The organism is Methylocystis sp. ATCC 49242, assembly GCF_000188155.2.
Classification (GTDB): domain Bacteria; phylum Pseudomonadota; class Alphaproteobacteria; order Rhizobiales; family Beijerinckiaceae; genus Methylocystis.
Genome location: NZ_KE124774.1, coordinates 2,690,109 through 2,704,035, shown reverse-complemented (window position 1 = coordinate 2,704,035; position 13,927 = coordinate 2,690,109). Strand labels below are relative to the sequence as shown.

Annotated in this window: 8 protein-coding genes and 1 pseudogene; 5 read left to right on the top strand and 4 right to left on the bottom strand. The window is 61.3% G+C overall.

What is annotated here, in order from left to right:
* Positions 1–20: 20 nt before the first annotated feature.
* Together MET49242_RS15195 and MET49242_RS15190 are read right to left on the bottom strand one after the other, a co-directional pair.
* Complete coding sequence (locus MET49242_RS15195) at positions 21–3,164, bottom strand: efflux RND transporter permease subunit (RefSeq protein ID WP_036284059.1); 3,144 nt, start codon at positions 3,162–3,164, stop codon at positions 21–23.
* Positions 3,165–3,180: 16 nt separating this feature from the next.
* Positions 3,181–4,356 (bottom strand): efflux RND transporter periplasmic adaptor subunit, encoded by a 1,176-nt coding sequence (locus MET49242_RS15190; protein ID WP_036288271.1) that lies wholly within the window; start codon positions 4,354–4,356, stop codon positions 3,181–3,183.
* Positions 4,357–4,961: 605 nt separating this feature from the next.
* On the opposite strand from MET49242_RS15190, the gene MET49242_RS15185 reads away from it, so the two are divergent.
* The gene (locus MET49242_RS15185; RefSeq protein ID WP_144259654.1) at positions 4,962–5,825 is read left to right on the top strand and encodes a hypothetical protein; all 864 of its coding nucleotides are present in this window, start codon (positions 4,962–4,964) and stop codon (positions 5,823–5,825) included.
* Positions 5,826–6,288: 463 nt separating this feature from the next.
* Here MET49242_RS15185 and istB read toward each other — a convergent pair.
* Positions 6,289–7,130, bottom strand: a pseudogene (istB, locus tag MET49242_RS15180) (IS21-like element helper ATPase IstB).
* A complete protein-coding gene (gene istA / locus MET49242_RS15175) occupies positions 7,127–8,665 on the bottom strand; it encodes an IS21 family transposase (protein ID WP_051134237.1) in 1,539 nt (512 codons plus the stop codon). The pseudogene istB and the gene istA overlap by 4 nt, the downstream one beginning before the upstream one ends.
* 185 nt (positions 8,666–8,850) lie before the next feature.
* Between istA and MET49242_RS15170 the strand changes: the two genes are divergently transcribed.
* From MET49242_RS15170 to MET49242_RS15160, 4 genes are all read left to right on the top strand, one after another.
* The gene (locus tag MET49242_RS15170) at positions 8,851–10,575 is read left to right on the top strand and encodes a hypothetical protein (RefSeq protein ID WP_036284058.1); all 1,725 of its coding nucleotides are present in this window, start codon (positions 8,851–8,853) and stop codon (positions 10,573–10,575) included.
* 450 nt (positions 10,576–11,025) lie between these two features.
* Positions 11,026–12,246 (top strand): site-specific integrase, encoded by a 1,221-nt coding sequence (locus MET49242_RS15165; RefSeq protein WP_036284057.1) that lies wholly within the window; start codon positions 11,026–11,028, stop codon positions 12,244–12,246.
* Positions 12,247–12,283: 37 nt separating this feature from the next.
* Positions 12,284–12,730, top strand: coding sequence for a hypothetical protein (locus MET49242_RS25165; protein ID WP_144259653.1), 447 nt, complete (start codon positions 12,284–12,286; stop codon positions 12,728–12,730).
* 334 nt (positions 12,731–13,064) lie between these two features.
* Positions 13,065–13,877, top strand: a complete 813-nt coding sequence (locus tag MET49242_RS15160) for an IS5 family transposase (protein ID WP_036279258.1) — start codon at positions 13,065–13,067, stop codon at positions 13,875–13,877.
* Positions 13,878–13,927: the final 50 nt, after the last annotated feature.

Below are 13,927 nucleotides of genomic sequence, written 5' to 3'. Positions count from 1 at the left end.
GGCGCTGAAGCGCGTGCGGCCTATTTCCGCCACGGCTCAAGCTTGATCGCGCGAACGAGCGCGTAAAAGATCGGCGTGAAGATCAGGCCGAAGAAGGTGACGCCGATCATGCCGCTGAACACGGCGACGCCGAGCGACTGGCGCATTTCCGCGCCAGCGCCATGCGAGACGACGAGCGGCAGAACGCCGAGAACGAAGGCGAGGGACGTCATCAGGATCGGGCGCAGGCGCGTGCGCGCGGCCTCGATCGAGGCCGTGAATCTGTCCTTGCCTTCCTCCTCTCCCTGCCTCGCGAATTCGACGATGAGAATGGCGTTTTTCGCCGCGAGGCCAATGAGCACGACGAGGCCGATCTCGACGAGAATGTTGCGGTCGAGTCCACGCATCGTTACGCCGGTCATCGCCGCCAGAACGCACATCGGCACGATGAGGATGACCGCAAGCGGAAGCGTCACGCTTTCATAGAGCGCGGCGAGAAGCAGAAAGACGAAAACGACGGCGAGGCCGAAAGCGAGGCCCGCCGTGTTGCCGGCGAGCTTCTCTTGCAACGCGATCTCGGTCCATTCGAAGCCGTAACCTTGTGGCAATTTTTCAGCCGCGATCTTCTCCACCATGGCGATGCCCTGGCCGGAAGAAACGCCATGCTGAAGATCGAGCTGCAGCTCGGCCGCCGGATAGAGATTGTAACGCGGCACGCGGAATGGCCCCGTGGCGTCGCGGAAGGTCGCGATCGCGCCGAGCGGCGTCATATCGCCCGAGGCGCTTCGCGTCTTGAGATTGGCGATGTCGCTCAGCGTCAGCCGATAGGGGCTGTCAGCCTGCGCCATCACGCGATAGGTGCGCCCAAGGATATTGAAGTCATTGACGAAGATCGAGCCGAGATAGATCGACATGGTCTCGAAGACGCGCGAGATCGGCACGCCGATCATTTCCGCCTTGGTGCGGTCGATGTCGGCGAAAATCTGCGGCGTATGCGTGTTGAACAGCGTGAAAGCCTGTGTGACGCCGGGCGTATGCATCAGCGGTCCGGCGAGCGCCCAGGTCGCGCCTTCCAGCTCCGCGAGACTGTGCCCGCCGCGGTCCTGCACATAGCCCTTGAGTCCGCCGCCCGTGCCGATCCCCGGCACGGCAGGCGGGGCCAGCACGAAGACGAAGGCGTCCTTGATCGGCGCAAGCGCCGTGCGCACATCCGCCTCGATCGCCTCCGAGGTCAGGCCGGCCTTGCGCCGATCCTCGAAGGAGTCGAGCCGCACGAAAATCACGCCGGCGTTGGGCGCATTGGTGAAGGTCGCGCCGTCGAAGCCTGCGAAGACGACGCTGTCGGCGACGCCCCGCCGCTTCAGGATGATTTCCGTCGCCTCGCGGATCACGGCGTCCGTGCGCTCCAGCGACGCGCCGGGCGGCAGCTGAAAGGCCGCGATGAGATAGCCGCGATCGAGCGACGGCACGAGGCCCGTCGGCGTGATTCGCAGAAGCTCGATCGCGACGCCAATCAACGCGCCATAGATCACGAGCGAGGCCAGGCCGACGCGAACCATCCGCGCCGTGAACTCGCCGTAGCGGCTGGAGAGATTCTCGAAGAGGCGGTTGAAACGCTCGAAAAACACGTCGATCGGGCGCATCACGACCGCGAGGCGACCGGTAGCCTCTTTTTCCTCGCTGCGCGGCTTCAGCAGGACCGCGGCCATCGCCGGAGAAAGCGTCAGCGACACGAAGGCGGAAATCAGCGTCGCGGTGGCGATGGTGATGGCGAACTGCTTGTAGAACGCGCCCTGCAGCCCGGTGATGTAGGCGACGGGGATGAACACGGCGCAGAGCACCAGCGCGATGGCGATCAACGCGCCGCCGACCTCGTCCATCGTCTTGTGCGCGGCTTCCTTCGGCGTCATGCCGTGGTCCAGATAGCGCTCGACATTTTCGACGACGACGATCGCGTCGTCCACCACGATGCCGATCGCGAGCACCAATCCGAAGAGCGAGAGCGTGTTGAAGGTCAGGCCGACGAGTTTCATGATCGCGAAACTGCCGATCAGCGAGACGGGAATGGCGATGACCGGGATGACCGCCGCGCGCCATGTCTGAAGGAACAGTATGACGACGAAGACCACGAGGATGATCGCTTCGCCCAGCGTGCGCACAACCTCGTCGACCGACTGCTGGATGAATTCCGTCGGATTGTAGACCACCGAATAATCGAGCCCGGCCGGGAACTGCTTCCTGGCCTCGATCATCGCCGCCTTGACCGCCTCGGCGGTCGCCAGCGCGTTGGAGCCGGGCTTCTGAAAGATCGCCATGGCGGTCGCGGGATCGCGGTTCAGATAGGCGTTGACCGTATAATCCTGCGCGCCGATCTCGACGCGCGCGACGTCGCGCAGCCGCACCTGGCCGTCTGCGTCGGCGCGCAGCACGATGTCGGAAAACTCCGCCGCATCCGTCAGTCGCCCGAGCGTGCGCACCGAAAGCTGGAAGGCTCCAGCCGACCCCGCCGGCGGCTGGTTGATGGCGCCCGCCGCAACCTGCAGATTGGCCGCGCGCAAAGCGGCGATCACTTCTCCCGCCGTCATCCCGCGCGCCGCGATTTTTTCGGGATCGAGCCAGACGCGCATCGAGTAATCGCGCGCGCCGAAGACGCGAACGTCGCCGACGCCTTCGAGGCGCGCGAGAATGTCGCGCACATAGAGCGTGGCGTAATTGGAAATATACTGCTGGCTGCGCGAACCGTCGGGCGAAACGAGATGTACGACCATCATCAGGTCGGGCGACGCCTTCTTCACCACCACGCCGAACCGCTGCACCTCTTCCGGCAGGCGCGGCGTCGCAATGGCCACGCGGTTCTGCACGAGCACCTGCGCAAGGTCGATGTTGACGCCGGTTTTGAACACGACGTTTATCGACAGCAGGCCGTCGCCCGTCGATTGCGAGGCGATATAGAGCATGTCGTCGACGCCATTCACCTCCTGCTCGATGGGCGAGGCGACGGTCTGCGCAATCACCTCCGCCGAGGCGCCGGGATAGGTGGCGGTGATGTTGACCGTCGGCGGCGCGATTTCCGGATATTCCGAAACCGGCAACGAACGTTGCGCGATTGCGCCGGCGATGGTGAGCAGCACCGAGAGCACGGCGGCGAAGATCGGTCTTTCGATGAAGAAATGCGGAAAGCGCATGTCGCGTCTTTCGTCTTTATCTGGTCTTCGACGCGATGACGCCCTGCGTGGGCGCGACCAAGGCGCCGGGCCTCACCATCGGATTGGCGACGCCGCCGATGATCACGTTATCGTTTGCGTCGAGTCCCGAAAGCACGACGCGCAAGCCCTTGTGCAGCTGCCCGAGCGTCACGGGCTTCGCAGCGACTTTCAGATCCGGCGTGACGACGAAGACGATCTTGCTGACCTGATCGGAGGCGATCGCGGCGTCTGGCACGAGCAGCGCCGCAACCTCGCCGCCACTGACGCGAACGCGTCCGAAGGCGCCGGGGGTAAGGAGCAAATCCTTGTTGTCGAGCACGGCGCGGACGCGGATGGTGCCGGAGCGCGGATTGAGCTGATTGTCCATGAAGTCGACGGCGCCCGCGCGTTTCCATTCGGTCTCGTCAGCGAGGCGCACGAAGGCGAGCGTCGGCGCGCCCGGCTTCTCCCGCTGGCGTTCCGCATTCGCGCGCGCGTGGCGAAGATAGTCGGCCTCCGACATGTCGAAAACGAAATGGATAGGATCGAGCTTCACGATCGTGGTGAGCAGGCTCGTTCCCGCCTGAACCAGATTGCCGATGTCGATGCGCCGGTCCGAGATGCGGCCGGAAATCGGCGCGCGCAGCTGGGTCCATTCGAGGTTGAGCTCGGCGTTGCGCAGCGCGGCTTCCGCGCCGAGCAGTTGCGCTCTGGCGGAGTCCGAGCCGCCGCGGCGCTGCTCGACGTCGCGCCGGGTGATGGCGCCGCCGGGAACAAGAGATTCGCCGCGCGCGAGATCCTTGGACAGCATCGCCGATTGCGCCTGGGAGCGGGCGACCTCGGCGCGCGCGCTGTCGACGGCGATCTGATAAGGCCTCGGATCGATGGTGAAGAGGAGATCGCCGGCCTTCACGAGCTGACCGTCGGTGAAATTGATCTTGTCGATGGCGCCTGAGACGCGCGGCCGCACCTCGACCCGCTGCGACGCCTCGAAACGCCCCGTGTATTCGTCCCAGCGCGGAACCGTCTCGGATACAGGATGCGCGGTTGTGACCGCGGGCGGGGGCGGCGGCGGCGCAGCGCCGTTCTGCGCGCCGCCCGAGAGGGCGTAGGCGGCGGCCGCGGCGGCGCCGCACAAGCCGGTAAGAAGCCAGGCGACGCGCGGAGACGCTCTCAGGCGCGCAAGTGTCATCGGCGTCCTCATCGTAGAATGGACGCGCCAGCGAGGGGCGAGTGAATCATTTGCCGGAACGTAGGACAGTCGGCGACCGACGTCTACGTCGCGGCGGCTGTGGCGGCGCAAGGCGCCGCGTCTGTCGCCCAACGCGTCTGTCGCCCAAAATGATCGCGCGAGCGGGCCGTCGCAAATCCATTCGGTTCGCGACACGCAGTCTGTCTTCTCCAATATGCTCCTGAAGCGCATTCGCAGAAACGGGTTCCTGCATTCGCGAAAAATGTGGCGGAGACGAGACGCGCCGTCGGCAGGCGACATGACATTTCCATTTTCATCATATTTGCCATGCAGGCTCTTATGGTCACGCTTCACGGCGCCCGCGCGGCTCATGCGCGGGCGTATCGACAAAAAATCGGGCGGAGCACGTGAAAAGAATCGTCGTCGATGTTTCGGGACATGGTCTCGGACATTTGTCACAAACAGCCACGGTCCTCGCGCGATTGCGTGCGAGATATCGGGATGCGCAGATCATTTTGCGAACGGCGTATTCCCCGCAAGTCGTTGCGGATTTTATCGGCGAACCGATCGAATGCGCCCCACTGCCGGCGGAGCCTTCGCTTCTGATGAAGGGACCGCTCGCGATCGACCGCGAGGCAGTTGCGGCAGCCTATCGGGATTTCCACGCGGATTGGGAGAGACATGTGGCGTCCCGCGCTGACGCGCTTGCGTCGCTGCGGCCCGATCTCCTGGTCTCGAACATACCCTATGCGAGCCTCGCCGCCGCTGCGCGCCTGTCGATTCCTGCGGTCGGCCTGTGCTGTCTCAACTGGCTCGACATGCGCGCCGCCTATTGCGCCAGCGGCGACAGGATCGCGGAACAAATCGAGGCGGCCTATCAGTCCGCCGCCGTGTTTCTTCAGCCTGCGCCGCATATGCCAATGACATATCTCGGCAACCGGCGTTCGATCGGTCCGATCGGGCGAATAGGCGCGCGACGCGGCGATGAGATGCGCGCGCGCCTCGGGCTCGGCGCTGGACAACGCCTCGTCCTCGTCACATTCGGCGGCGTGCCGGGCGCACATGCGCTGCCTCTGCCTCAGGATCCAGATATTTTCTGGATCGTGCAACACCGCTGGGAGGCGACGGTCGCCAACGCGGCTTGCGCGGCCGACCTGCCCATACCCTTCATCGACATTCTGGCCTCGGTCGACGCCGTGATCGCCAAGGATGGTTACAGCACGCTCGTCGAGGCGGCCTGCAACGGAGCGCGAATGCTCATGTTGACGCGTCCCGACTGGCCGGAGACGCCCTTTCTGGTCGAATGGGCCGAGCGCAATTCCCGCTTCAGCTCGCTCCCTTACGCGAGCGCCGATAAGGCGCTGGGAGCGGCATTGAGGGGATTATTGGTTCAGGAACCCGCGCCTCCGCTGGAGCCAACGGGAATCGACGAGGCCGTCGAGGCAATCGCTATGATTGCTCATCTGTGAAACCAGCAGGCTCGTTTTGCGCCTCGAACTTTGATCGTCTGAAATGCGGGCGGGCCGGACAGGGCGGGAATATTTTCTTATTTCACAGGCATAGAACTATGCCTGGCGGAGGGGGCGTCGCAACTCCACATTCCAAGGTCCGGTCCGGATGGCAACCTGTTGCAGGGTCACAACTAAGTGCAGATAAAGCGCTCGTTGCGCGAACAAAGCTTTCCTCGGCTTTAGTCGGCTTCAACAAAGCGATAGCCAAACCCGGGGTCTGTCAGGAGCAATTTCGGTTCCGAGGGATCGTCTTCAATTTTGGCTCGTTGTCAATGGCGGGGACAAAATGTGCATGAAGGCGGGGTAAAAGTGTACCGGTCTGGTTTCGAGAAAAGGGCCGCACGGCCCTTGTAGTTTAGTTGACGCGGGCGTTGAGGCGCGCGGAGCGTAGCGCAGCGCGGTTCAACGCGCGCGACGGCGATCAGTTCGTCGTGTCGGCGCCTCCTTTGTCGATTGCGGGCGCGTCGGGGAGATCGCGGTTTCGCCGTTGCGCTTTCTTTGCGGTCGCCAGCCGATAGCTCTCGCCGTTCATTTCCAGAATGTGGACATGATGGGTGAGCCGGTCGAGCAATGCGCCGGTGAGACGCTCGGAGCCAAACACCGACGTCCATTCATCAAAGGGCAGATTGCTGGTCACCAGCGTCGCACCGCGTTCATAGCGCTGGCTGAAGACCTCGAAGAGCAGCTCTGAGCCGACCGTCGTGAACGGCGCATAGCCCAGTCGTCGACGATCAGCAGTTTGACGGTGTTGAGATGCTTTTGCAGCGCGCGCAGGCGGCGCTCGTCGCGCGCCTCCATCAGTTCGTGCACAAGAGCCGCGGCGGTCGTGAACGCGACGCTGAACCCCTTCTGGCAGGCGGCGAGCCCCAGGGCGAGCGCGACGTGGGTCTTCCCCGTTCCGCTTGGCCCAAGGGCGATGCAGTTCTGTCGCTTCTCGATCCATTCGCACCGCGCCAGCTCCAGCACGAGCGGCTTGTTGAGTGAAGGCTGGGCGGTAAAGTCAAATGTGTCGAGGCTTTTGACCTGCGTAAAGCGCGCCAGCCGGATGCGGCGCTCGACATTGCGCCGCTCGCGATCAATGCGCTCCAGTTCGCACAGGCGTAGCAGATAGCGCGGGTAATCGGCGCGGTCCTGCGCCGACTCCAGCGCCACCTTCTCATATTCGCGCGCGAAGGTGGGAAGCTTCAGCGCCTTGAGATGATTACCCAGCAGCACCTGCGGCGCGACGATCGTCTGCGAACCTGGCTCATGCGAGATGGTCATGCCGGCCCCCCCGCGTTCGAGTCCATGACGCCCGCGATGACGCTCGCGCCGGCGACGAGCCCGAGATAGGCGCGCGGATCCGTCGCGCCGACCGTAGCCGCCGGCAGGTAGGGGTAGAATGTCAGATCGAGCCGCGCGGGCCGGTTCTCCAGCCTGGCCAGCAGCAGCATCTTCACTGCGTCAAAGCTGATCGCGCCAAGACGCAGCGCCTCCGCGACCGCCTGTTCGACCTGATGCTGATGAAAGTCCTCCATCAGCCGCAGCACCTGGATGAACTCGCGGCGCCCGCTATTCCCCATGCGCGCCTCCATCAGCCGCCGCAGACGATGCACGCAGTCGGCAAGCCGCCAGTCGTCGAGCGGCGCGGCCTGATCGAGCGCGCGGCTCTTGTGTTCGAGCAGGGCGAGATAATGCAGCGGGTTGTAGATGAACTCGGCCTTGCCGTAGCTGCGCGCATGCACGGCGATGGTCTCCCCGCCGCAGACAATCTCGACCCGATCGACATAGCCCTTGGCCAGCGCCTCCCGATGGCCGAAGCGCGTCGGGACCGAGTAATCGTTGTTGCGGTAGCGCACCAGCGCCATCGACGACACGCGCGTCGCGACCTTGTGACAGGCGTCATAGGGAGCCGGCGGCGCCGGCAGGAATGCCGCCATATCCGCCTGCATGCGTTCGCCGATCGGCGTCGACTGGCCGCGCAGGATCGCCCGCCGTCGTTTCGTGCAGGCGTCCAGGAACCTCGCGTTCAGCGCCTCGAAACTCTCCGCCACGGGCAGTGGCGTCATGAAGTTGCGCCGGACATAGCCGACAAGCCCCTCGACCTTGCCCTTGTCATTCCCCTTGCCGGGCCGGCCAAAGCGATCAGCAAAAAGGTAATGGCTCTGGAGTTCCGCAAACATTTGCGAACGCAGACGCTCTCCACCCTTCACGATCCTGGCGACCGCGAGACGCGTATTGTCGTAAAGAATGGACTGGGGGACGCCGCCAAAGAAGGCGAAGGCCGCGACATGGCCGTCGCAGAAGGCTTCCGCCGTCTCCGCCGGATAGGCCTTGACGAAGCAGCCGTCCGAATGCGGCAGGTCCATGCAAAAATAATGAAAGCGGACCTTCCTGCCGGCGATATAGGCGTCCGCCTCGCCAAAATCCGCCTGCGCATTCCCCGGTCGATGGCTGAGTGGAATAAACATCTCGCGCGACCGCAACTGCGCCTGCGCGACATATTCCCGGACGATCGTGTAACCGCCGGAAAACCCTTCTTCGTCCCGCAGCCGTTCGAATATCCGCTGTGCCGTATGACGCTGCTTGGCGTGAACAAGCCGATCATCCGCCAGGACCTTGTCGATCCAGGCCATATACGGCCCCAGCTTCTTCGAGATCGGCCGCTCCCGACGCCGATACCCCGGCGGAACCGAATATTGAAGCATCTTCGTGATCGTATTGCGGTGCACGCCGAAGCGCCTGGCCGCTTCCCGCCGGCTCAGCCCTTCCGCCATCACCGCGCGTCTCACCCGGGCATAGAGTTCCACTGTGAACATCCTTTCGGCCTCTCCATGCCAGTCGATGACATCGAGTTCGGCCTATCAGGACCGGTACACTTTTGCGCCGCCGTCAAAGCAGCCCCCAAAGCCGGTTCAGTGGTACACTTTGCCGCCGCTGTTCATATCGCATGTCATCACATCCCCGACGGCACATTAGAGCTCAAAATTAAAAGCTGTTTCCCATGGCATCAAGTGAGCCGCTTACAGCTTTTGGCCTGGGTCAAAGTCAAAAGGTAGCTGGCGGAAGGATCCGTATTCTCGCTGTCGACCACTTCGGCGTCGGATGCGACGACCAGCCCCGCGCCGTCTTGAAGCACCGTCCCTTTCCGATGGTAGAATACGCAAAAAATCGAATCTGCGTGTCCGGGGAAAACATGAGCCTAAAGCGTCCCGCCCAACTCGACGCGACAATCGGCGTTGTCAGCCAATGGGTCGTTGATCTCGTCAATTCCGGCGTGATCACGAGCGGATATCTGTTCGGTAGCGCCGTGAACGAGGATGGAAAGAGATTTCAAGCACTTACAAGCGACATTGACCTCGTGGTCGTGGTTGACTGGGACAGCATTGCTATCATGGAAAGAATTAAACGCTTGCAGGACCTCGCGCAAGCAAAGCTCAAGTTAGAGCAAGAATTGCTGCTGTTGTTTCGGCGGCCCCATGCTGGAAAGGCGATAGTGAGCCTGATTCCCATTAGCGTTTGGGAACGGGACCAGGGTGTGCACAAAGATGGTCACAGCGCTATCATGGACGGGACGCCTGTTTTGGATCTTACATCGAGCAAAATACAAGGCCGAATCAGCACTGAGGGCGTGAAGCGTATCTTGCCCGAACCCCATCGAGCGGTCTTGCAGTTCGTACAGAAACAGCGAGCAGCGTTTCTTAATATTAGTGCGAACGGTTCCAGAGCACTTGAGATCAAGCCGCACAATGATCCGGCACCCAAAGAACTTCTGCGGAATTTTGCAGTAGCTACGGCCGACGCCAATGCTGAGGGACCAACCCAGACTGATATTGCGCGCGGACTAGAAGAGCTCTCGTCATTCGTGAATAAGCCTGAGAGACTTGAACCGGAGTTCAGAAGCTTTTCGGAGTGGTTAGGCGTAAAGAGAGGAGCGAGAGGGGAGGTCGACCCCATCATATCCGAGACCCACTATCTGATAGCTCTTGAAGGTATCTATGACGCGATTCGTGTTCAATATCCCTCCGACACGACCGTCAGAGTAAGCCGGGCGAATGTTGGCGAGGCCAACAACGTGCGAACTCCGCTGAAGGCCCAGTTCACCATTGGTTTGAGCGGAAAGTTGGTCGGGCGTCAGTCAGACATCGCGTTTGCTGTAAAAACTGCACGAGCCAATCTCGAGGCGAGAGCCGAACCGGCTTTCAATGTCGTCTTTGAGGAAGACGAGGGGGCGGTAGAGCTTCTCGCTGACCCGGCCCAACGCGCCCCGAAGCTTGAGGAGAAGCGGATCAGTGCTTTTCGTCGGCGAACCCAAGTCCAAGAGCAACAGCAACGGCTAGAAGACGGTTTCCGACTAATTTTGTGGTACGGCGGCACTTTGTTCCGGGCGCCAGAGCCCGACAAGATCAAAGCGATAGTAGCCGCGCTTAGATCTTACGTTGATCATGTGCAGACCGGAGTTCTAAACATTGGGGGAATTTGGGAGGCATTTCACCTGTCACTCTACCCAAATATGCCGATGGCTTTCAGCTTCTCAGCTCAGATCGAGTTTGACATGGGCGTTAGATCTGTGACCGAGACAATCCCCCCCGGCGAATTGGCGAAAAGCTTTGTGCCAGAACTGGTCTCAAAATACTTATACTTATGTGATACCCGAGGATCAGAGATTTATTCGCCTCACGCGGACGTGATTTTCGATGTGGGTTACTGGGATTTTGGGCCGAGATAATGCGTAAGACAGCAGACTCGATATCCCATTCAACACCGGGTCGCTCTCGTGGAATACTCGCGGTTATTGATCCGCATGGCTTCCGCTACGGCGACTGCCTGAGCATTTTTGCATCCCGTAGGAATGCTCGTCGGTATGCCCACCGCAGGTTTTAACGAGACCGAGGGCGAGGGAGTCAGTTCAAACCGCACGTTTGCCCAGTTTTTCTAACATGTTGAAGAGATGATGATTTTTCCGGCGCTCTCGGACTGGGCTGCAGGGTTTGCTATGACTTAACTGGCGGAGAGGGAGTCCGCCGAATTATTGCCCGAGGTTATTTCAGGCTGTCGGCGCAATCCCATATTTTCCGGGCCTTTGCCGCGAAAGGCATCTTCCATTGCCCGCGATTGTGCGACATAATCCGTGTCGGAATGTAATACCGATTGTAATACCGATGCGTGAGGCGAACAGATGGCAGGCGGCAAATTGACGGCGCGATCGGCGGCGACGACCAAGCCCGGAACCCATGGCGACGGGGCCGGGCTCTATCTTGTCGTCTCACCATCGGGCGGCCGGAAATGGGTTTACCGCTTCACGTGGCAGGGCAAGATCAGGATGATGGGCCTTGGCTCTGCCGATGTTGTCTCGCTCGCGGAGGCTCGGGGTCTTCGAGATGAAGCCCGGCGGCTTCTGGCGAGCGGCTCCAACCCCATCGAGGCGCGGCGCGAGCAAGAGCGGGCTGAAGCCGGAAAGCCGACGTTTGGCGCGATGGCGGACGCGTTCATTGACAACAAGGGGGCGGAATGGCGCAACGCCAAGCATCGGGCGCAATGGACGATGACGCTGCGGGAGTATTGCGGGGCTATCCGGTCAAGGCCGGTGGATGAAATCGACACTGAGGCGGTTCTTTCCGTGCTTCAACCTTTGTGGCTGGAGAAGCCGGAAACCGCGTCCCGACTGCGGGGCCGGATCGAAGCCGTCTTGGACGCAGCGCGGGCGCGCGGTCATATCCCGCGCAATGAAGCCAACCCGGCCCGCTGGCGCGGCCATTTGGACAAGCTCTTACCCAAGCGCCAGAAATTGACGCGGGGCCATCACGCCGCCATGCCCTATGCGGAGGTTCCCGGATTCGTCGCCAGTCTGCGGGAGCGCGACGCCCTCGCGGCGATGGCCTTGGAGTTCTGCATATTGACGGCGACGCGCACCGGCGAGGTGCTGGGCGCGCGATGGTCTGAAATCGACATGGCGGGCAAGGTCTGGACGGTTCCGGCTGAACGCACCAAGCCCGGCCGTCCGCACCGGATACCTCTTGCCGGCCGCGCGATGTCGATCCTTGAAAAGCTCGCCGAAGGGAAAACCGCCGAATTTGTCTTCCCCGGTCAGCGGGCGGGCAAGCCTCTGTCCAACATGGCAATGGAAATGGTGTTGCGCCGGATGAAGATCGAAGGCGTGACGGTTCACGGTTTCCGGTCCGCTTTCCGCGACTGGGCGGGGAACGAAACGCGCTTCCCGCGTGAGGTCGCAGAGGCCGCGCTGTCTCATGTCATCGGGGACAAGGCCGAACAAGCCTACCGGCGCGGCGACGCCTTGGAGAAGCGCCGGGCGCTGATGGACGCTTGGGCGAGCTATTGCGAGCCGCCGGCCTCCAACGTTATTAAAATGAGAAAATCGGGCGGCGGGAGCGCTGTATGATTTTCAATCGTCTGAATTCTATCGCGGAATAGAACAAATGAATTTGAATAAGCTGAACGGATGGCAACGGCTTTGGCTTGTTGCGAGCTGCCTGTTATTCTTAGGATTCGGGCTGTTTTACCCATACACGCTGGTTTATGGGGTAAATCTGTCAGAATATCAATACCGTGAAGCAACATTGAAAGACTTCGCTAGCGGTAATTGTTCTGAATATATCAATCGTCCGTTCCCTCAATTAAAAGAGCCCGCCTATTCTGAACGGGGCGGAAGCTGCTGGCATCTATATACGCACCGGAAATATGACCCTTCTCCGCCGCCTTTCTCGATGGAGCAATATGACAAGTCCATGGCCACTCACAGACGAGGAGAGTTTCAAGACGCCTTTCTCTTATTCGGTGGCGTTTCGATTGTTGCGTCGGCAGTGGTTTATTTCTTCGGGTTTTTGATTGCTTGGATCATCCGAGGGTTTAAGATTACGGCTTGAACCTACGCGAATACAACCTCGCAATGCGCCTGCGCGGCCATGTCGAACGCGCGGGGATAGGCCGACGGGCCGACAAGTTGGGAAAGCATCGCCCGATTTCCCCGCGTTCATTTCGATGCGCGCGAGATGCACGCGATGGACGATAGAGAACACATTTTTGATTACTCGTTTCGAACAACTGCAACCGCCCAGTTTGGTGATCCACGATGGCTTCCTACGATGTTGGGGCCGCTCAACCGTGAGTTGGTCGAGATTTTCTTTACGCGAGGCGCACCCGGTACCCCACTTAGAGGGTGTTATGTACTTTGGTGATTGATTGTCTTAGTAGAATCGGATGTCTCCGATTCGCAAACCTTATCCGTCTGACGTCAGCGACGAAGAATGGTCGCTGGTTGCGCCTTATCTGACGCTCATGGACGAAGGCGCGCCGCAGCGTCAACATTCGCTGCGCGAGCTGTTCAACGGCCTGCGTTACGTGCTGCGCTACGGCATCGCCTGGCGCGCCATGCCCAACGATCTGCCGCCATGGTTCGCCGTGTATCAGCAATCGCAGCGCTGGCTGTCGGCGGGCGTGTTCGAGGCGCTTGCGCAGGATCTGCGCGCCCAGTTGCGCGTCGCTTCCGGGCGGGCGGCGGAGCCGACGGCGGCGATCATCGACAGCCGCACCTTGCGCTCGACCCCTGAGAGCGGCCCACGAGCGGGCTATGACGGCGCGAAGCGAAAGCGCGGCTCGAAGCTGCACATGGCAGTCGACACATTGGGCCATTTGCTGGCGTTGCATGTCACGCCGGCGAATGTCGATGACCGCGCCGAGGTCGGCAAGCTCATCGCAGCCGTGCAGGATGTGACAGGCGAAAGCGTCGAACTCGTTTATGTCGATCAGGGCTACACCGGCGAAAAGGCGTCCGAGGCGGCGAAGGCGCAAGGCGCCGAACTGTGCGTCGTCAAACTTGCCGAAGCGAAGAAGGGCTTCGTGTTGCTGCCCAAGCGCTGGGTGGTCGAGCGTTCATTCGCCTGGGCGACGCGATGCAGGCGGCTCGTCAAAGACTACGAGCGCTATGCTCAGACCCTCGCAGGACTCCACGTCGTCGCCTTCGCATGTCTCATGCTCAAGCGCGCAGCAGATTTCATGATCCAAGGTGCATAACACCCTCTAGAGATAGATGGCGATACATTGCCGCTTTTGCACGTCTGGGC